Here is a 20,527-nt window from a genome sequence, read left to right as displayed (position 1 = left end):
GGCCTGTTAAGTCCATGAAGCGGACATGCCCTCCCCTGACCCCTCCCGCAAGCGGGAGGGGAATATTATTTCAGAGCCGTGCGGCCTTCATCGCGAAGATCGTCTCATGCGGCTGATACGCCGCCATCTGGTCCAGCAGCCCTTCGATGCTGTCATCATGGATCATGATGCCGGCATGCTGCGGCCGGATGAAGCCGGCTTCCACCATCTGCCGGTTGAAGCCGATCAACTGGTCATAGAAGCCCGCGACGTTGAGCAGCCCGACCGGCTTGTTGTGATAGCCCAGCTGCGCCCAACTGATCGCCTCCCACAGCTCGTCCATCGTGCCGACGCCGCCCGGAATCGTGACGAAACCGTCCGACAGGTCGGTGAAGAGCTGCTTGCGCTGGTGCATGGTCTCCACCACGTGCAGTTCGGTGCAGCCGCGATGCGCGACTTCGGCGCCGACCAGCGCTTCGGGGATCACGCCGATCACCTCGCCGCCCGCTTCCAGCGCCGCATCCGCCACCGCGCCCATCAGGCCCAGCCGTCCGCCGCCATAGACGACACCGATGCCGCGCTGTGCCAAAGTGCGGCCGACATGGCGCGCCGCGTCGATATAGGTGAGGTCGGCCGGCGTCGCCGAGCCACAATAAACAGCCAGTCTTTTCATCATCTTCCAGTCCCGAAGCGCCGCGCGCTCCTCAAGCCATGTCCTGCAGCATCAGCGCCGCGGTCGCCTTGGCGCTGCCCACCACGCCGGGGATGCCCGCGCCGGGATGGGTGCCGGCCCCTACCAGATAAAGGTTGGGAATGACATCATCGCGATTATGGGCGCGGAACCAGGCGCTCTGGGTCAACAGCGGCTCCAGACTGAAACCGCTGCCCAGATGGGCATTGAGGTCGCGGCCGAAGTCGCTCGGCGCATAATGGAACTGGGTCACGATGCGCGAGCGTATGTCGGGGATCAGCCGATGCTGGATCTCGTCCAGGATGCGCTCGGCATAGGCCGGCGCGAAGCGATCCCAGTCGATCGGCAGCTTGCCCATGTGCGGCACCGGGGCGAGCGCATAGAAGGTCGAATAGCCCTCCGGCGCCATCGACGGATCGGTGACGGTCGGGTGATGCAGATAGAGCGAGAAATCCGCCGGCAGCACGCCATGGCTGTAGATATCGGTCAGCAGCCCCTCATAGCGCGGGCCGAATAGGATCATATGGTGGGGAATGCCCGGCCAGCTGCCCTTGATGCCGAAATGCAGCACGAACAGGCTGGGCGACCATTTCTTGTGCTGCAGCTTTTCCGCCTGCTTCTGTCCGCGCGGATGATGGCCCAGAAGGTCGCGATAGCTGTGCATCAAATCGCCATTGCTGGCGATCGCGTCCGCCTCCCCGCGCCAGCCCGACGCGGTGCGCACCGCCACCGCCCGGTCGCCATGAGTCTCGATCTCGACCACCGCATCGCCCAGCCGCAGCACGCCGCCCAGCCGCTCGAAATGGGTCGCCATGCCCTGCACCAGCCGGTTGGTGCCGCCCTTGGCGAACCACACCCCGCCATCCTTCTCCAGCTTGTGGATCAGGGCATAGATGCCGCTGGTGGTCATCGGATTGCCGCCGACCAGCAGGCTGTGGAAGGACAAGGCCTGGCGCAGCTTCTCGTCCTTCACATGGCTCGACACGATCGAATAGACCGATCGCCAGGCCTGATATTTGGCGAGGCTCGGCCCCGCCCGCACCATCGAGGCGAAGTCGAGGAAGGCGACCGAGCCTAGCTTGCGATAGCCCTCCTCATAGACGCCGTCGGCATAGTCGAGGAACCGCTCATAGCCCGCGACATCCTCGGGATTGAGCTTGGCGATCTGCGCGCGCAGCGCCACCTCGTCGTTGGAATAGTCGAAATTGGTGCCGTCGCGCCAGTTGAGCCGGTAGAAGGGCGACACCGGCACCAGGCTGACATCCTGCGCCATGTCGTTCCCCGACAGGCGCCACAATTCGGCCAGGCAGGCCGGATCGGTGATGACCGTCGGCCCCGCGTCGAAGGTAAAGCCGTCCTTCTCCCACATATAGGCGCGGCCACCGGGGCGGTCGCGCGCCTCGATCAGGGTGGTTGCCACCCCGGCCGACTGCAGACGGATGGCCAGCGCCAGGCCGCCAAAGCCCGCGCCAATGACAATCGCTTTCCGCTCCATCAGGCGGGTGGGTTCAGCAATGCGTGCATGGCATCCCTTATGCGCACCGGGGGACGCCCGCACAAGATGCGGATGCGATCGGCGATGGTCGATCGCCCGGCATAGAAGCGCTGGATCAGCCCCGGCCGCAGCCGATAGAAGCGGGCAAAGATGCGCCAGCGCTGGTCCGGCACCGCAGCGCCGAAGAGCATCCGGCCAAGCAGCCGATAATAAAGTCCCTTCTTCCAGTGCGCCGCAGCATAGGTCCGCGTCGCCGCCGGCAGGCCCTTCAAGGGCTGCTCCACCAGCCAGGTCGCGAATCGCACCGCATCGGGCAGCGAATAGCCGGTCATCGGCTGGAACAGCCCGGCCTTCACCCCGGCCCGCGCGACCGGGTCATCGGCCGGCCAGTAACGGTCGAAATCGCCGCCATGCACCACCGGCAGCACGCCGCTCTCGCTGTGGATAACTTCCTCCACCTGCCACCCCTGCGCCTGCGCATAGGCGGCGATCCGCTCCGCGATCCCTGCCTCGTCCAGCGCGGGGCTATCGCTATAATAGGTATCCTCGACAAAGATCGTCCGGGCGTCGCGCGGCAGCAGATAGACGAAGCGATAGCCGTCGATCTGCGCCACCGTCGCATCCATGATCACCGGCCGCGCAATCCCGTGCGGCTGCGCCAGCCGCAGCGTCTGCCCGACGAATTTCTGCCAGCCACAGCGCAGCGCCGACAGGTCGCCCGCGCCCCGCGCATCGATCATCGCATGGGCGTTGATCCGCCGCCCATCCTCCAGCACCAGAAATTGCCGGCCGATCGTCGCCACCCGCGCGCCGGTCAGCAAGTGATCGCCCAGCGCCGCCCGCACATGCGCGTCGAAACGGGGGGAGGCGATGCTGTTATAAGGGGTGTCGAGTTGCCGCCGATAGCCGGGAAAGCGCACTTCATGCCCCTGCGACCAGCGGCTGCTGACCAGCGGATCGACCAGCCAGCGGTCGCGCGCATCGACATCGCCGTCGAAGAAGGACCAGATATGATTGCCGCCGACATGATCGGCCTGCTCGATCAACAGGATGCGCGTACCCGGCCGCCGCTCGGCAAAGGCAAGCGCGATCAGCCCCCCGGCAAGGCCCCCGCCGATAATCGCAAGATCGCATTCCAGATCAGCCACTCCCCCTGTTAGCGACGCCGACGCCAAAGGCAAAGCGGGATGGTCCGGCTGGGATGGGTGGGTAACGGAATGGCGGCTTTAGTCGGAAGCAATCTTAAAGCCGCCATTAGAAAAGCGGGTTGTGCCTAACACCGCCTGACATATTCATGCCGCACGACCAAAGATCGAGGGTGCCGCTATCGACGACATAGGTCGCAGAAGCCGCGAAATAATCCCTGTCATCGATAACGCTTTTTCTCTCGACTGATTTTACAAAGCGCCCGGCCGGGAGCCGATCATGCCCAGCGAGATGGATGGCAACATCGATGCGATTTGGATCGATTTTCCATCCTCGCTTGGCGAATTGATACTCCCTCCGCATTTCGGATATATGCTTTAAGCATGGGTCTCGGCCCAACCGCGCCTCTATGACTACGACGTCTTCTATCTTCGGCTTGCCTGTAGGACACCCGGCCATGAAGAGTAGGCTAGGAAGTAAAGCGTAACCTGCATGAGCCATTCGACAATGCTATGCTGCACGGTCAATGTCTGCAACCGGGATTGACGATGGCGACTATTCACTGCCGCAAATGGTCGCAGGCCGACCTACCCACATCCGTCATGCCGGGCTTGACCCGGCATCCCGCTTTTCGATGCGACAGATAAAGAAGCGAGACCCCGGCTCAAGGCCGGGGTGACGATGATGGTGAGGGCTGCTCTTGGTCGTACCCGGCCCATTGAACTCGACCCGCTGCCTGCCCTGTGGATAAAAATAGGGCCGGTGTTTTCACACCGACCCCAAGGCATGTTCGCAGGAGGAACAAGGTGAGGCGGGGGGGCCGTCCCCGGGGGGGGCGCCCCGCCCTGCCAATCTCAGTAATTGTAGGCGCGCTCGCCATGCTCGCCGAGGTCGAGGCCTTCATATTCGACCTCCTGGCTGACCCGCAGGCCGGTGATGGCCTTGGCGATGAAGATGGCGATGGCAGTGCCGATCGAGGCCCAGATGATGGTCACGACGACCGCTTCGATCTGGACGAGCAACTTGGCGCCGATTTCATAGTCCGCCGCGCCGGGGCCGCCGAGGGCCGGCGAGTAGACGATGGCGGTGCCGATGGCGCCGATCATGCCGCCGATGCCGTGGATGCCGAAGGCGTCCAGGCTGTCGTCATAGCCAAGCTTGGGCTTGAGCACGGTGACGGCATAGAAGCAGATGATCGAGGCAACGGCGCCCAGCACGATCGCACCGAACGGGCCCGAGTTGCCGGCGGCCGGGGTGACCGCGACGAGGCCGGCGATAACGCCCGAGCAGAAGCCCAGGGCCGATGCCTTGTGGCCATTGACGCGTTCGATCAGCATCCAGAACAGGCCGCCCGATGCGGTGGCGACGAAGGTGTTGATCATGGCGAGCGCGGCCGAACCATTGGCTTCCAGCGCCGAACCGGCGTTGAAGCCGAACCAGCCGGCCCACAGCAGGCCGGTGCCGACGGCGGTCAGCGTCAGGCTGTGCGGGGCCATCGGTTCCTTGGGATAGCCGATACGCTTGCCCAGGATGATCGCGGCGACCAGCGCCGAGACGCCGGCGTTGATGTGGACCACGGTGCCGCCTGCGAAATCGAGCGCGCCGGCCTTGAAGAAATAGCCCGAAGCAGCCCAGACCATGTGCGCGATCGGGAAATAGACGATCGTCAGCCAGACGGCGGCAAACACCATCACGGCCGAGAATTTGATGCGTTCGACCACCGAACCCAGCACCAGCGCAACGGTGATCGCGGCGAAGGTCATCTGGAAGCAGACGAAGACATATTCCGGAATCTCGACGCCGGCGGTGAAGGTCGCGGCCTGCGAAGCGGGCGTGATGCCCTTCAGGAACGCCTTGTCGAAGGTCGAGACGACGTTGGAGAGGCCGCTGGTATAATCGGGGCCGAAGGCCATCGAATAACCGTACATGACCCAGATCAGCATGGCGAGGCAGGCGGCGGCGCCGATCTGCGTCATCACCGACAGCATGTTCTTGCTGCGGGCAAGGCCGCCATAGAACAGGGCGAGGCCCGGCAGGATCATCAGGAAGACGAGGATGGTAGAGGTCATCATCCAGGCAACGTCGCCCTTGTCCACGGTCGCGGCCGGCGCGGCCGCGTCCTGTGCCCAGGCGGGCAGCGCGGCGAACAGCGAGAGGCCGGTGGCCCCCAGCGCGCCGCAAATCTTCTTCGAAAAGGTCATCATTCCCCCCTTCTTACAGCGCGGTTTCGCCGGTCTCGCCGGTGCGGATGCGCACGGCCTGGCCGACATCGAGGACGAAGATCTTGCCATCGCCGATCGCGCCCGAATTGGCGGCGGCCTGCGTCGCTTCCACCACGCGCGGCGCGAGGTCGTCGTCGCAGACCACCTCGATCTTGATCTTGGGAACCATGTTGGTGGAATATTCGGCGCCGCGATAGATTTCGGTCTGGCCCTTCTGGCGACCAAAGCCCTTCACTTCGCTGACCGTCATACCGGCGATGCCAAGCGAGGAAAGAGCCTCGCGGACATCGTCAAGCTTGAACGGCTTGATGATAGCCATGACAAGTTTCATGTCGCCCCCTTATTTGGTGTGCGGCGACATACCAGCAAGAGGCGTGCCAATTTGCTAATGACGCATTAACGCGGGATTTCCACTAGGGGAGATTGTTGCGCCGCCGAAAAAATGTGCAGATGCACAGCCATGCCTAAAAAATAGGCATGTTCCCGCCTACCATTGCGATCCTTCGGCGACTGCTGCCGCTTCGGCGGGCAGGGTGGTGCGACCAAGAGCGGCGTTGCGATGGGGGAAACGACCAAAGCGCGCGATGGTTGCATGATGCTGGCGGGCGAAATCGAGCGACCGGGCGTCGCCGGTCCCTTCGAAAAAGGAGAGAAGGAGCGCGGGCCCGCCCCGCCAATCTGGATGTCATAGCCCAGCGCGATGGCGCCGCGCGCCACCTCACGGGCGATCGGGTCGGTGGCAAAGGCCTGGGCCTGGCCGCGGAACATGTTGCGGGGCAGCTGGTCGAACAGCAGCACGGCGGCCAGCGCATCGTCGGCGCGGTCGAGGAAGCTTTCGGGCGGAAGCGTCCGCTTCTCGCTCCACAGGACGGCGAAGCGGTCGATGCAATGCTGGTCGAGCGCCGGATCATGGCTGTACCAGCCTTCCTCGCCCACTTGGTTGAACCAGAAGTCGAGCAGGGCGGCCGCCCAGTCGGCGGTCACGGCGTCATGGCTGTCGGTCAGCATGTTCATACGCAAAATACGTATCGATCGTCGCCCGGTTCCTCGGCCCATGGCGGCGGCGGGTCGGGTGACCGCGCCGCCATGGCAGCAATGGGGTCAGGCGGCGGTGCCGCCGACGGTCAGCCCGTCCATCAGCAGGGTCGGCTGGCCGACGCCGGCCGGCACGCTCTGTCCGCCCTTGCCGCACATGCCGATGCCTTCGTCGAGCGCCCAGTCATTGCCGATGCCGATCACCTTGGTCAGCGCGGTCGGACCGTCGCCGATCAGGGTCGCGCCCTTGATCGGATCGCCGATCTTGCCATTCTCGACCTTGTAGGCCTCGGTGCAGGAGAAGACGAACTTGCCCGAGACGATATCGACCTGGCCGCCGCCGAAGCTCTTGGCGAAGATGCCCGACTTGACGCGCGACAGCAGCTCTTCCGGATTGTCCTGGCCACCCTTGATGAAGGTGTTGGTCATGCGCGGCATCGGCGCATGGGCATAGGATTCGCGGCGGCCATTGCCGGTCGGCGCAACGCCCATCAGCCGGGCGTTGAGGCGGTCCTGCATATAGCCCTTGAGGATGCCGTCCTCGATCAGCACATTTTCCTGGGTCGGCGTGCCTTCGTCATCGATCGACAGCGAGCCGCGGCGATCGAGGATGCTGCCATCGTCGACCACGGTGACGCCCGGCGCGGCGACGCGCTGGCCGATGCGGCCGGAAAAGGCGCTGGTGCCCTTGCGGTTGAAATCGCCTTCCAGGCCATGGCCGATCGCTTCATGGACCAGCACGCCCGGCCAGCCGGGGCCGAGCAGCACGGTCATTTCGCCGGCGGGTGCGGCGACCGAGCGGAGATTGACCTGCGCCTGGGCCAGCGCTTCGTCGATGGCGCGGTTCCAGATGCTGGGGTCCATCACCTGATCATAGAGATAGCGGCCGCCAATGCCGAACACGCCAGTTTCGCGCCGGCCATTTTCTTCTAGGATGACCGAGACGTTGAGGCGGACGAGCGGGCGGATGTCGCTGGCGGTGAAGCCGTCGGCGCGGACGATCTCGATCACCGACCAACTGCCGGCTAGGCTCACCGAAACCTGGGCGACGCGCGGGGCGCGGGCGCGGGCGGCGGCGTCGATCGCGGCGCACAGGGTCACCTTCTCGGCGAAGGGCACCAGCTCCAGCGGATTGGCGTCGGTATAGAGGTGGCGATTGGTGCGCTGGGGCGGCGGGGCGGGCTGGCCCTTGGCCGGATCGAGCAGGGTCAGCGTCTGCGCCGCCTTGCGGATAGCCGCTTCGCTCAGGTCATTGGCATGGGCAAAGCCGGTCATCTCGCCCGACACACCGCGCAGGCCGAAGCCGGCATCGGTCGAATAATCGGCGGTCTTGAGCCGGCCGTCGTCAAAGCCGAAGCTCTCGCTGGCGCGATATTGGAGGTAGAGCTCGCCATCGTCGCAGGCCGAAAGCGCCTGCGCGGTCAGGCGGCGCGCGCCATCGGGATCGAGCAGGCCCGGACGATAGAGCAGGCCGCGGGCATCAGTGAATTGCGAAGCGAGATCGGTCATGCCGCCCGATATAGGCGCGGCATGACGGATGCCCAATGGAAATTTTAGAGGGTGCCTTAGAGGCTGGCGCCCGAGGCGATGTCCGGCTTGTTGCCTATCTCGGCATTGTCGGCGACGCCGCCGGCCAGCACGAAGCGGCGATCGCAATAGCCGCAATCGACATAGCCATGCTCGTCGATTTCCAGGAAGACGCGCGGATGGCCAAGGGCGGCGGGAATGTCACCCGAACCGTCGCAGGAGACGCGGGACTTGGTGACTCGGATGATTTCGGGCGGCTGGATCATGGGAGGCGGAATTAGCAGCGGTGACGCGGCGCCGCAATATCTGGCAGCGCGTGATTACATCAGCGGATAGAGGGGCTGGGTGCAGCCGGCGTCGGCAGGGGGCTTTGCCGCGATCCTTGCGCTTGGGGGCTTGGCTTGCCAGTCGGCGCAATTGCCGACCGCCATCACCGCGAAAGGCGACAGCATCAGCAATATCGGCGCGACGGAGCCGCCAAGGAAGACGCTGATCGGCATGGGCGAGAAGATGCCGGAACCATGCTTGCTGCAGGATGAATGTTACGGGTGCGGATCGGGGCGGGTTTGCGGGGGCGCTAAGCCCTTCGCTGTCGCTCGGGAGGTTCGCCGGAAGCCGTCCCCCGGACGGCTTCTCATTCGGCGAAACTGGTGGGCGATGACGGGCTCGAACCGCCGACATTCTCGGTGTAAACGAGACGCTCTACCAACTGAGCTAATCGCCCCCATGGGGTGCGGGCGCTTCTAGATTTTTTTGGGCGCGGGTCAAGCGGCCTTTATCCGATGGGGCAGATCAGTGCGCGCGATAGCGATGGCTGGCGCCGAACCAGCGAATGAGCTTCTCGGCCGCATCGTCGGCCAGCGCGATGAAGATGCGGCGGCCGTCATGCGGATCGGCGCGGCGCTCGACCAGGGCCTTGTCAGTGAGCGTGCGAATCCAGCGCAGCGCCGTGGTCGGCGGCACGGCGGACGCGATGCAGAGGCTGGAGACCGAGACATGGGCCTGTTCCAGCCGGGCGGCGAGCAGATCGAGCATCATGTCCCAGGCCGGATCGGCGAACAGGTCGCCGGGCAGGAAATCGGCGCGCAGCCGGCGGGCGCGCAGCAGGTCGCGGACCTGGGCGGCGGTGACGGAAGCGGTTTCCGCCATGGTGGCCGCGCCGATCGTGGCCATGGCCGGCATGGCGGTATAGCCACCCTGGCGGTCGGCGATGCGCGCGGGCATGTCGAACGCGGGGAGCGTCGGGCGCGGCCGATCGGTCAGGGCCTCGATCGTGCGGGCGAGACGGCTGACTTCCTCGCTCAGCCGCTGCAGCCGGTTGCCGTCGCTTTCATGGGTGGCGTCATGCAGATTACGGGGCAGAGCATCGCCGTGCGCGGCGGCGAGCAGGGCGGCGGCGATGTCGCTATTGTCGGGACTGCACAGCAACTGGGTCTGCGGGCTGCGCATGCAGGCATAGGCCATGTCGAGCGTCTCGATCCCGGCGAGCAGGACGACCGCCATGCGATTCTGGATCGCGATCGTCTCGACCTGAACGATCAGCCGTTCGAGCAGCGGATCAGGCTGGTGGCAGAGCAGCAGGACGACATCGCACCCGACCTGCATGTCGAGCCGGGCGGCGGCCCGGTCGAGCGGGACGGTGCCGAGCAGGCGCAGGCCGGCGGCATGGGCCAGCATGGCAGCATCGTCGAACCACTCGTCATCGGCAACGATCAGCAGCCCGCGCCGGTCATCCGGCGCGGCATAGGGGCTATCATGATCGGTCGAGAAGGGACTGGCCATCACCACGCAATCTCCCGTGCCTGTTATGTTCCGCAGCTTAGCCGCTTGCCCACCGGGCGCAGCCGGCGCTGACTCCATAATGGCGCAAATGCACGGGGCTGTCGTGATGGCCGTCACGCGGCCGAGATATCGGCGGGGATGCGGAAACGAAAAGGGCGCCGGCTGATGCGGGCGCCCTGTTCTGCCTATTCGATCCGAAATGGACTCATTTCGTCGCAGGTCAGACCGCGGTGCGGCGGGCGAAGTCGATATAGAGTTCGCGCAGCCGGGTCGCGACCGGGCCGGGGGTGCCGTCGCCGACCGGCTGGCCGTCGATCCTGACGATCGAGAGGCAGAAGGTGGACGCGCTGGTCATGAAGGCTTCCTTGGCGGCGAGCGCTTCGGCGAGGGTGAAGGGGCGACGGATGACGGCGATGCCGCTTTCTTCGGCAAGGGCCGTCAGCGCCGCGCCGGTGCAGCCGGCCAGCACCGACTGGCTGTAGGGGCGGGTGACGATGCCTTCGTCGGTGACGATGAAGGCGGTGGAGGAGGCGCCCTCGGTGATGAAGCCATCCTCGATCATCCAGGCTTCCTGCGCGCCGGCTTCCTTGGCGGCCATCTTGGCCATCGCCTGGGCAAGCAGGCCGACGCTCTTGATGTCGCGCCGCGCCCAGCGCAGGTCGGCCATGGTGGCGACCGCGACGCCGGTTCTGGCGGCGGGCACATCGAGGAAGGTCTTGTTCTGGACGAACATGAACAGGGTCGGCTGCAACCCGGCCGGCGGGATGAAGTCGCGGGTGACATCGGCGCCGCGGGTGATCTGGAGATAGACCAGCCCCTCGCCAAGGCCGTTATGGGCGACCAGCGCCTTCTGCGCCGCCTCGATCTCGTCCAGGGTCAGCGGCAGGGCGATGCCGATTTCCGTGCAGGAGCGTTCCAGCCGGGCAAGATGGCTGGCGCTGTCGACCAGCCGGCCATCGATCACGGCCGCCACTTCATAAATGCCGTCGGCGAACAGGAAGCCGCGATCGAGCGGGGAGATGCGGACGTCTTCGAGCGGCAGAAACTGGCCGTTGAGATAGGCGACGGACATGGCGGCGGGCGATCCTTGATCTGGTGATTTACGCCGCCGCTTTTGCCGCCGCGGCGGCCGGGGTCAAGGCAGCGAAATAGGATTTGCTCCGCTTAACTTCGCATATTTCCCGCACATTGTGACATTATCTTGCGCTGGCCTGATCCTATCGGAAAGTCAGGGGATGGCAGCGCCGATGATAGGGGAAAAGGCTGCTGTAGGACAGGCTCAGGCGGCCTTGCCCTTGAGCGCCTTTTGCCGGCGGCGCTGGACCGAGGAGCCGATGCCCATGGATTCGCGATATTTGGCGACGGTGCGGCGGGCGATGTCCATGCCCTTGGCGCGCAGCAGGTCGACCAGCGTGTCGTCGGAGAGGATGGCATGGGCCTCCTCCGCGCCGATCAGCGCCTTGATATGGCTCTTCACCGCCTCGGCCGAGACGGCGCCATCGCCATCCGCCGCCGCGACGCCGCTGGTGAAGAAATATTTGAGTTCGTAAAGGCCGCGCGGGCAGGAGAGATATTTGTTCGAGGTGACGCGGCTGACGGTCGATTCATGCATCTCGATCGCGTCGGCGACCGCGCGCAGGGTCAGGGGCTTGAGATAGGCGACGCCGTTGCGGAAGAAATCCTCCTGCTGGCGGACGATCTCGCTCGCGACCTTGATGATCGTCTTCTGCCGCTGGTCGAGTGCCTTGACCAGCCAGTTGGCGCTGGCGAGGCAGTCGGCCAGCCAGGCCTTGCTCGCCTTGTCCTGCGGGCCGCCGGCCAGTTCGACATAATAGGTGCGGTTGACCAGCACGCGCGGCAGGGTGGCGCTGTTGACCTCTATGCCCCAGCCTTCGCGGGTGCGGCTGACGAACAGGTCGGGCGTGACCGGCGTGGCGCTGTCGCTGGCGAAGCGCAGGCCGGGCTTGGGATCATAGCCGCGCAGTTCGCGGATCATGTCGGCCAGATCCTCCTCATCCACGCCGCAGATGCGGCGCAGCTGGGGCAGGGCGCCCTTGGCCAGCAGGTCGAGATTGGCGAGCAGCCGCTGGATGCAGGGATCGTAGCGGTTCGCCTCCTTCGCCTGAAGGGCGAGGCATTCGGCAAGCGAGCGGGCGCCCACGCCGGTGGGATCGAAGCTGTGGATAACTTCCAGCACGCCTTCCACCGTGAAGAGTGGAACGCCCAGGCCATGGGCGGTCTGGAGCAGATTGGCCTCCAGATAGCCCGCTTCGCTGATCTGGCCGATCAGCTGGGTGGCGATCAGCAGGTCCATGCCCGACAGCGTGCTGCGGGCCTGGTCCATCAGATGTTCCTGCAGGCTGGGCGCGGCATTGGCGAAACTGTCGAAATCGACCGCTTCGCCCGAACCGCTGCCGCCGCCGAGCATGTCGAGCGAGCCTGAACCGCTGCCCGCGGCCATGCGGTCGGCCGGACCATCGTCGATGAAGGTTTCCGCGCCATGATCGACGTCGAGCGGGCTGTCGGCGCCGCCCAGCCCCTGGGCGATCAGATCGTCGCTGGCACCGGTTTCTGCGGCCAGCGTGGGCGCCTCCACCTCGCGGTCGACGCCGCTGCCCTCACGGCCGCCGTCATCGGCGGCGCCCTGTTCGAGCAGCGGGTTCTTTTCCAGTTCGCCCGCGACGAACGCCTCGATCTCCAGATTGGACAGCGCCAGCAGCTTGATCGCCTGCTGGAGCTGCGGCGTCATCACCAGAGACTGGCTCTGGCGGATGTCGAGGCGTGGCCCGAGCGCCATCAGCCGGGCCGTCCTGCATCAGCGAGGGGGCGCCGGCCGATCATGTCAGAGCTGGAAATTCTCGCCCAGATAGAGGCGACGAACATCGGGATGGGCGACCAGTTCGGTCGGGCTGCCGGCGAACAGCACCTGGCCGCTGTAGATGATGCAGGCGCGGTCGACGATTTCCAGCGTCTCGCGCACATTATGGTCGGTGATGAGGACGCCGATGCCGCGCGTCTTGAGCTGCTTCACCAGGTCGCGAATGTCGGCGATCGACAGCGGGTCGATGCCGGCGAACGGCTCGTCGAGCAGCACGATCGAGGGATCGGCGGCGAGCGCGCGGGCGATTTCGCAGCGACGCCGTTCGCCGCCCGATAGCGCCATGGCGGCGGAATCGCGCAAACGGGTCAGGCCGAATTCGTCGAGCAGCTGTTCCAGCTTCTCGGCACGGGCCGCCTTGTTGGGTTCGGCCATTTCGAGCACGGCGCCGATATTCTGTTCGACCGTCAGGCCGCGGAAGATCGAGGTTTCCTGCGGCAGATAGCCCAGGCCCAGGATCGCGCGGCGATACATGGGCAGGCCGGTAATATCCTGGCCGTCGAGGATGATGCGGCCCTGATCGGGACGGACGAGGCCCATGACCGAATAGAAGCAGGTCGTCTTGCCCGCGCCATTGGGGCCGAGCAGGCCGACGACCTCGCCCTTGCCCACGGTCAGCGACACGTCGGACAGGACGACGCGCTTGTCATAGCTTTTTGCGATCGAGATGACGGACAGGCCCTCGCCCACTTCCTGCGGAGCGAGAGGTCGCGCTGAAGCGGCCCTGTCCTGGATCGTCACATCGTCCATCACTTCAATCCTTGTGCCGCCAAATCGGGGTGCGGCGGACATGGGTCCGCCTGCGGCAATTGGCAAGCTTTGTGCATGGGATCGCCGCCGGGGCAAGGGGAAAATGCGATGGAGAAGAGGGGGATGGGCGTGCCATCCCCCTGATGCGCGGGTTATTCCACCATGATGCGCGGGTTGGGCAGGACGACGCCGACATCGCTGGCATAGGCGTCCCACGCCTTTTCCAGCGCCGCCCGGCGTGCCGGTTCGCGGGCGGACAGGTCCGTGGTTTCGCCCGGATCGGCGGCGATGTTGAACAGATGCCATTGGCCATCGCCGGCATCGGTGATCTTCCAGTCGCCCTGGCGCAATGCGCGCGAGCCGAACAATTCGGTGCCGATCGCCTCGGAGGCGGGGTGGACGGTCGCGGCCTTGCCGGCGAGCCAGGGCGCCCAGCTGGTGCCGCGGATCGGCTGGACGGTGCGGCCCTGGAACGTCCCCTTGGGCGGGGCGATGCCGGCGAGGTCGATAAGGGTGGGGGCGACGTCCATGACGTTGAGATAGTCATGGGCGATGCTGCCCGGCTTCTTCACCGCTGGTCCGGAGAGGAAAGCGGTGGTGCGGGTGCCACCCTCGGTCGCGAACGCCTTGTAGAGCCAGGAGGGGGTGGTCGCCGCCTGCGCCCAGCCGGGGCCATAGCTGATATAGCTGCTGTCCTTGCCGAGATTGTCATAGCTGTTGTCGGCCGCCTCGGCGCGGGCGCGGAAGCGGGGATTTTTGGCATGGACCAGGTCCATCCCCTCGGCGCCATTGTCGGCGAGGAAGAGGATGACGGTATTGTCATACTCTCCGCTGGCCTTGAGCGCATCGATCACCCGGCCGACATTCTGGTCGAGCCGGTCGATCATCGCGGCATAGATTTCCATCGTCCGCGACGCGGTCTTCCTCTCGTCCGGGGTCAGCTGTGCCCAGGGCTTGCTGTTTTCAAGGGGGTGCTGGGCGGCGCTGGCCGGGACCAGGCCGAGGGCGATTTGCTTCTTCAGCCGCTCGGCGCGCAGCGCTTCATAGCCCGCTTCATAGCGGCCCTTATATTTGGCGATGGTTTCGGCCGGGGCCTGCAGCGGCCAGTGCGGCGCGGTGAAGGCGAGATAGGCGAAGAAGGGCTTGTCGTCCTTGGTCGCTTTGATCTGGTCGATCAGCTTGGTGGCGAAGGCGTCGGAGGAATAATAGTCGCTGGGCAGGCTTTCGAGCGTGCGGCCATCCTCACGATAGGTGGTGAAGCCGGGCTTGGGCGTGGCCGAAATGTCGGTGCCATAATGATTGCCCGCCCCCTGCAGCAGCGCGAAGCTGTGCTGGAAACCGCGGGCATGGGGATCCTGCTCGGGCGTGAGGCCCAGATGCCATTTGCCCGAAAAGAGGGTGCGATAGCCGCCGGCGGTCAGGACTTCGGGCAGGGCGGCGATGTCGGTGCGCAGATAGCCCTCATGGCCGGGCTTGCCGACCTGATTGGGAGCTTGCATTTCGGCCATGGTGCCAAGGCCGGCGCGATGATTGTCGGTGCCCGACAAGAGCATCGAGCGGGTCGGCGAGCAGGTCGGCGCGGTGTGGAAGCCGGTGAGGCGCACGCCCGACAGTGCGAGCCGGTCGAGATTGGGGGTGGATATCTCGCTGCCGAAGGCGCCGAGATCGGAATAGCCCAGGTCGTCGGCGACGATCACCAGGAAATTGGGACGCTTTTCCTGCGCCGCCGCGGGCGTGGTGAGGGCGGTGGCCAGCGCCAGGCTGGCAAGGACAGTGCGGAGCTTCATGGGGTCTTCCGTGAAAGGGGCCGCGTCCGAAAGGAACGCGGCCCAGTGTGCCGAAGGTCAGGGTCAGGGTAAGGGGGTGAGCAAGCCCTGCTCAGGCGGCTTCGGCAATCTTGCCATCTTCCTTCTTGATGATGCGGCTGTTGCGGCCGTCGATCGAGACGGGGACGGTGCCGGCGATGGTGGCGCGGCGCAGCTGGCGATGCTGGGTGCCGAAATCGGCGATGGCGCGATGCTGGGTGGCGCGATTGTCCCAGATGGCGACGTCGCCCGGCTGCCAGCGCCAGCGCACGGTGTTTTCCGGCCGGGTCACGGCATCCTGGAAGGTGGCGAACAGGCGCTGGCTGTCGGCCTGGCTGAGGCCGACGAACTGCTTGAAGAAATGGCCCAGGATCAGTGAGCGCTCGCCGCTTTCGGGATGGACATGGACCAGCGGATGTTCGGTTTCATAGACGGTCGAGGCGAAGACTTCGCGATAGCGCTTCACGGCTTCCTCATTCGCGTTGGTGACGACCGAGGCATAGTCATAGAGGTTGGAATGGACCGCCCACAGGCTGTTGGCCAGCTGGCGCAGCGGTTCGGGCAGTTCCTCATAGGCGGCCGCCGTATTGGCCCAGAGCGTGTCGCCGCCGGCCTGCGGGATGACGATGGCGCGCAGGATCGAGGATTCGGGATAGGCGGGGACGAAGGTGACGTCGGTGTGCCAGCTCGAAGCGGCGCGGCCTTCCTTCGAATCCAGTTCCAGCAGATATTTGGAGCCGGGCACGACCGGGACGGTCGGGTGGGCGACCGGCTTGCCAAACCGCTCGGCAAAGGCTTCCTGGCCGGCATCGTCGAGATGATGCTGGGCGCGGAAGAAGATCACCTTGTGACGGACGAGGGCGGCGCGGATCGCGGCGATGGTGGCGTCGTCAAGGTCGCCGCCCAGCGCGAGGCCGCGAATCTCCGCGCCGATACGGCCGGCGACGGGAACGACATCGAGCGGACCGTCGGCATCGGCGGCGTTGAGGAAGCTCTGGGTCAGGATGGTCATGGCAGGTCTCCTTGAAATTATGCGTGGACGGTCAGGCGGGGATCGCGTCGCGCTGGTCGAGGGCGCGGCGGATTTCGGCATGGGCGGCTTCGTCGAGCGGGAAGCGCCAGATGATGAGGGTGGCGATGATGTGGGCCAGGGCCGGGCCAAGGGCGAAGACGGTCTTCAACCCTTCGAGCGCGGTGGGATCATTGTGCGGGCCGGCGGCAAAACCGAGCCAGGCGATGAGCGGCAGGGCGATGCCGATGCCGATCGCCGGGCCGAGCTTGGCCGAGAGGGCAAAGACCGAGAAGAAGAGGCCGGTGCGGTCATGGCCGGTGCGCAGCCGGTGGGCGTCGGCCACATCGGCGACCATGGCGCGCAGCATGAGGTTGCCCGACCCCTGGGTCAGCCCCTGGGCGATGGTGAGGGCGAGCAGCAGCGGCAGGCCGCCGGGGAAGACGAAGAGCAGGCCGATATTGATTGCCGCCTGGGCGATTTCGCCGCTGATCGCTGCCTGGCGCTTGCCGATGCGGGTGCCGATGCGCAGCCAGATCGGCGCGGCGGCGACGCCGAAGATGAACTGGAGCAGATAGAGGCCGCTGGCCCAGGCGGGCAGGCCCATATACCAGACGGCGAAGAAGACGATCAGGCTGGCGCGGATCGACTGGCCGGCGGTGACGGCGGCGTCGGAGGCGAGGACACGCAGCAGCAGCCGGTCGGAAAAGATGACGCTGGTGGCGCGCCAGAAGCTCTGACGGACCGGCGGGGTGGCGGGCACCGGCGGTTCCGGCACGGAAAAGAGGGTGAGGGCGAGGCTGGGGATGAGGGTGGCGATGATGAAGCCGCCGACCAATTGGAGCTTCAGCGTGCCATTGCCCGGTTCGACCTGATCGAGGATGGTCGGCAGCACCAGCACGGCGAGCAGGCCGATGGCGCGCAGCAGTGCCTGATAGCTGACGACGCGGGTGCGGCCATGATAATGGCGCGACAGCTCGCCGGCCCAGGCGGAGGCCGGTATCTCGATCATCGACCAGCCGAGATAGAAGAAGAAGAGGGCGGCGCCGAGATAGGCGGGCGTCACCAGCGCGGCGGGCGGGAAGAAGAGCAATGCCGATGACAAGCCGAACAGCAGGCCGCCGGCCGCGATCCAAGGGCGGCGCCGGCCGAAACGGCTGCGCGTGCGGTCGCTGAGCGCGCCGACCAGCGGATCGGCGCTGACGTCCCAGATGCGGCCCAGCAGGAAGATGAAGCCGATGGTCGCGAGCGAGAGGCCGAACTGGGTGGCGTACAGCTGGGGCACGAACAAGGCGAGCGGCAGGCCGGCGCCGGCGATCGGCACCGCGATCGAGGCGAAGCCGGTGAGGCGCAGGCGCGAGAGCTCCCCCTCCCCGACGCGGGCGGGTTCCGGCCGGGTGATGCTCCGGTCATCCAGATAGTCTGCGTAGGGAAGGGTAGCCATGATCTTGCCTCCGTATTGGGGGTCAGAATTTGCTGCGCAGGGTGACGCCGATGGTGCGGGGATCGCCGACGGTGGCGGTGACGAGGCCGGTGTTCGCGACCGAGAGCGTGTCGACATAATCCTTGTCGAACAGGTTCTTGGCCCAGAGCGACAGGTCGATCAGGCCATCGTCCAGCCGCACGCCGATGCGGGCATTGGCGACGCCGTAGCTGGGCACCAGCGAGTAGCGGCTGTCCGACACGGCGGTGTAGTAGGAGGAACGCCAGCTATAGTCGGCGCGGCCGTAAAATTGGGCGTCGCCCCATTTGGTGGTGCCGAGCGGAATGGCGAAGTCGCCGCCCGCGCTCCACGACCATTCGGGCACGCCCGACAGCGGCTTGCCGCTAAGGTCGGTCACGGCCGAGCCGCCGGTGGTCGGGTTCAGCGCCTCGACCGGGGTCGGGCCGTTCTTGAAGTCGACATAATAGGCGTCGGTATAGGCAAGCGAGGCGTTGAGGTTGACATAGCGGCTGAGCGCCAGCGCACCGTCCAGCTCGAAGCCGCGCGCGCGCGCCTCGGGAATGTTGGTGATGTAATTGCGGGTGCTGTTGGTGCCGACAATCTGTTCGGTGATCGCGGTCTGATAGTCGAAGATGTTGGTCCAGAAGGCGGCGGCGTTGAGCGTTGCCCTGCCGCCCCAGAACTGGCTCTTCACGCCGGCTTCGTAATTGTCGACCTTTTCCGGGCCGACATCGGGGCTGACCCCGGCGGGGATGTTGGTGAGGTTGAGGCCGCCCGACTTGTTGCCGCGCGAATAGGTGGCATAGACCAGCACGTCCGGCGTCACCTTGTAGGACAGGGTGGCCAGACCCGAGAGGCTGTTGTCGGTGAAGCCGGTCGAGTAGCTGGTGACGGGGTTGAGGCTGTTGCGCAGCGCGATCGCGGCGGTGCGCTGGGCCGCGGTCAGGCTGGAAAGATCATTCCCCTCCGCCCACCATTGGCTGTAGCTGCCCTGTTTCTTCTCGTGCGTGTAGCGCAGGCCGAGCGTCAGCGAGAGGCTGTCGGGGATGATGGCGTAGCTGGCCTGGCCGAACAGCGCGGCGCTCTTGGTTTCCGGATTGGAGCTGGAGCGGGCGACGAAGCCGTTGACCGCCGCATTGCTGACCACCGGATCTGCATTGGGGAAGAGCCAGAGCGGCGCGTCCACGCCATAGCCGGCGGCACCCGAGCCGTTGATGATCTGCCAGAAATAATAGGCGCCCAGCACATAGGAGAGGCGGGTGTCGCCATTGGAGGCGACGCGAAATTCCTGGCTGAACTGGCGCTGGTTATTTTCCTGATGGTTGAGCGTGTTGACCGAGAGTGAGGTGGCGTCGCTGTCGTTGCGGGGATACCAGTTCCAGGCGCGATAGGCGGTGATGGAGCTGAGCGTGACCGAGCCGACATCCCAGTCGGCCTTGCCCGAAATACCCCACTGATTCATGTTCGCCTGGAACTGGCCGTCGACATCGACCTTGCGGGCGAAGGGATCGGTGGCGAGCGGCGTGTAACCAGCGCGGGCGGCGCGGATCGCGAAATTGTTCGCGATGGTGTTGCCGTCATCATAGGTGGTGAAGACGGTGCTGGGCAGGCGGACGCAGCAATTGAGCGTCTGCTTGGCATAGTCACCGATCAGGCGCAGGCTGAAGCCCTCACCCTGGGTCAGCAGCAGCTGGCCGCGCGCGGTGAAATTGTCGTAATCATGGACTTTCTTGCCGTTATGGACATTGGTCAGGAAGCCGTCGCGATGGGTATCGGCAATGCTGACGCGCACCGCCGCCCAGTCGGTCAGGCCACCGGTGACCGAGCCGCGCACCTGATGGAAACCATAGTCGCCCAGCGTCGCTTCCACCTGGCCGCCGAAATCGAAGCTCGGCTGGCGGGTGGTGATGTTGATCGCGCCGGCGGTGGTGTTCTTGCCGAACAGCGTGCCCTGCGGCCCGCGCAGCACCTCGATCCGTTCAAGGTCGACCAGATCGAACTGGCTGGCGCCGACCCGGCCATAATAGACATCGTCGATATAGACGCCGACGCCATTTTCGAGGCCGTCATTGGTCAGGGCGACGTTGGAGCCGAGGCCGCGAATGTTGATGTTGGTGTTGCGGGGGTTGAAGCTGAACAACTGGAGGCTGGGCGCGACCTGCTGCACGGCGGCGAGCGTATAGTCGCCGCGCTGTTCGACCAGGTCGCCGCCGACGACCGAGAGGGCGACCGGCACGTCCTGCGCCTTTTCGGCGCGGCGGCGGGCGGTGACCAGGATGGGCGCGCCATAATCGCCTTCATCGACGGCGGCTTCGGGGGCCGGGGCAGGCGCCGCAGCGGCGGGTTCGTCGGCGGCATGAGCGGCGCTCGGCAACAGGCCGATAGCGACGCCGGCGAGCAGCAGGCGACGGAGGGACAGGCCGTGCCGGGGTCGGCTGGGCGCGAGGACTTGGGACATGAAGAGGCTTACTCCCTGAATTTCTTGTCTGTTCTGCTTGTGGGCTGCGGACGCAGGGCATCGTCGCGCACGGCATTCAGGCCGTAGAGCGCGGCGGCCGCCTGGAGCAGCGACACGGAATAGGCTGGGTGCGGCGATGCGCGTCGGCCGCGAGCTTCCACGGGCATGCAATCCCCCTTTCCCGCACGACGCATCGGCGGAGGACGGGCGGATGGAGGCGCGCCGCATGGCGACGCGCTGCGTGGCGGGCGTCAGGCCCTAGATTTCAGATGGATGGCACATCGTTTCATTCCCCATTCTGTTGGG

At 65.7% G+C, this 20,527-nt stretch carries 17 protein-coding genes, 1 tRNA gene and 1 pseudogene; all 19 read right to left on the bottom strand.

The window, feature by feature from the left end; genetic code table 11:
- Positions 1–70 precede the first annotated feature (70 nt).
- The 19 genes and pseudogenes from CG471_RS16810 to CG471_RS16720 all read right to left on the bottom strand — a co-directional run bounded on the left by CG471_RS16810 (position 71) and on the right by CG471_RS16720 (position 20,388).
- Complete coding sequence (locus CG471_RS16810; protein WP_037507379.1) at positions 71–652, bottom strand: TIGR00730 family Rossman fold protein; 582 nt, start codon at positions 650–652, stop codon at positions 71–73.
- Between the two features lie 31 nt (positions 653–683).
- A complete protein-coding gene (locus tag CG471_RS16805) occupies positions 684–2,165 on the bottom strand; it encodes a phytoene desaturase (protein ID WP_010335595.1) in 1,482 nt (493 codons plus the stop codon).
- The gene (gene crtY, locus CG471_RS16800) at positions 2,165–3,313 is read right to left on the bottom strand and encodes a lycopene beta-cyclase CrtY (RefSeq protein WP_099232580.1); all 1,149 of its coding nucleotides are present in this window, start codon (positions 3,311–3,313) and stop codon (positions 2,165–2,167) included. Before crtY ends, CG471_RS16805 begins: the two co-directional genes overlap by 1 nt.
- 852 nt (positions 3,314–4,165) lie before the next feature.
- Positions 4,166–5,512, bottom strand: coding sequence for an ammonium transporter (locus CG471_RS16795; protein WP_099232582.1), 1,347 nt, complete (start codon positions 5,510–5,512; stop codon positions 4,166–4,168).
- Between the two features lie 13 nt (positions 5,513–5,525).
- Positions 5,526–5,864: a P-II family nitrogen regulator gene (locus CG471_RS16790; protein WP_004209785.1), complete on the bottom strand. Its 339-nt coding sequence runs from the start codon at positions 5,862–5,864 to the stop codon at positions 5,526–5,528.
- 156 nt (positions 5,865–6,020) lie between these two features.
- Positions 6,021–6,547 (bottom strand): annotated as a pseudogene (locus CG471_RS16785) (DUF924 family protein).
- Between the two features lie 87 nt (positions 6,548–6,634).
- Positions 6,635–8,077, bottom strand: coding sequence for a metalloprotease TldD (gene tldD / locus CG471_RS16780; RefSeq protein WP_099232581.1), 1,443 nt, complete (start codon positions 8,075–8,077; stop codon positions 6,635–6,637).
- Between the two features lie 56 nt (positions 8,078–8,133).
- Entirely contained in the window at positions 8,134–8,361 is a 228-nt protein-coding gene (locus CG471_RS16775) for a zinc-finger domain-containing protein (protein ID WP_017501516.1), read from the bottom strand.
- Positions 8,362–8,415: 54 nt separating this feature from the next.
- A complete protein-coding gene (locus CG471_RS16770; RefSeq protein WP_099232579.1) occupies positions 8,416–8,595 on the bottom strand; it encodes a hypothetical protein in 180 nt (59 codons plus the stop codon).
- Between the two features lie 148 nt (positions 8,596–8,743).
- Positions 8,744–8,819 (bottom strand) — tRNA-Val (locus CG471_RS16765).
- Between the two features lie 68 nt (positions 8,820–8,887).
- Positions 8,888–9,877, bottom strand: a complete 990-nt coding sequence (locus CG471_RS16760) for a MarR family transcriptional regulator (protein ID WP_099232578.1) — start codon at positions 9,875–9,877, stop codon at positions 8,888–8,890.
- 220 nt (positions 9,878–10,097) lie between these two features.
- Positions 10,098–10,949: a D-amino-acid transaminase gene (locus CG471_RS16755; protein WP_099232577.1), complete on the bottom strand. Its 852-nt coding sequence runs from the start codon at positions 10,947–10,949 to the stop codon at positions 10,098–10,100.
- A gap of 207 nt (positions 10,950–11,156) precedes the next feature.
- Complete coding sequence (rpoN, locus tag CG471_RS16750; protein ID WP_097385228.1) at positions 11,157–12,674, bottom strand: RNA polymerase factor sigma-54; 1,518 nt, start codon at positions 12,672–12,674, stop codon at positions 11,157–11,159.
- 45 nt (positions 12,675–12,719) lie between these two features.
- Positions 12,720–13,505 carry an LPS export ABC transporter ATP-binding protein gene (gene lptB, locus CG471_RS16745; RefSeq protein ID WP_010336951.1) on the bottom strand — a complete coding sequence of 262 codons (786 nt, stop codon included), beginning with the start codon at positions 13,503–13,505 and terminating at the stop codon, positions 12,720–12,722.
- Between the two features lie 152 nt (positions 13,506–13,657).
- Complete coding sequence (locus CG471_RS16740) at positions 13,658–15,292, bottom strand: arylsulfatase (protein ID WP_099232576.1); 1,635 nt, start codon at positions 15,290–15,292, stop codon at positions 13,658–13,660.
- Positions 15,293–15,383: 91 nt separating this feature from the next.
- Positions 15,384–16,322: a TauD/TfdA family dioxygenase gene (locus CG471_RS16735; protein ID WP_099232575.1), complete on the bottom strand. Its 939-nt coding sequence runs from the start codon at positions 16,320–16,322 to the stop codon at positions 15,384–15,386.
- A 31-nt stretch (positions 16,323–16,353) separates the two neighbouring features.
- Positions 16,354–17,763: an MFS transporter gene (locus CG471_RS16730; protein ID WP_099232574.1), complete on the bottom strand. Its 1,410-nt coding sequence runs from the start codon at positions 17,761–17,763 to the stop codon at positions 16,354–16,356.
- Positions 17,764–17,785: 22 nt separating this feature from the next.
- Complete coding sequence (locus CG471_RS16725) at positions 17,786–20,221, bottom strand: TonB-dependent receptor (protein ID WP_099232573.1); 2,436 nt, start codon at positions 20,219–20,221, stop codon at positions 17,786–17,788.
- A gap of 8 nt (positions 20,222–20,229) precedes the next feature.
- Positions 20,230–20,388 (bottom strand): hypothetical protein, encoded by a 159-nt coding sequence (locus CG471_RS16720; RefSeq protein WP_004209804.1) that lies wholly within the window; start codon positions 20,386–20,388, stop codon positions 20,230–20,232.
- Positions 20,389–20,527 lie beyond the last annotated feature (139 nt).

Origin of the sequence: Sphingobium sp. IP1, from assembly GCF_002708645.1 — a bacterium.
Taxonomy (GTDB): domain Bacteria; phylum Pseudomonadota; class Alphaproteobacteria; order Sphingomonadales; family Sphingomonadaceae; genus Sphingobium; species Sphingobium yanoikuyae.
The sequence above is the reverse complement of the archived record's forward strand: the minus strand, read 5'-3'. Positions and strand labels throughout refer to the sequence as shown.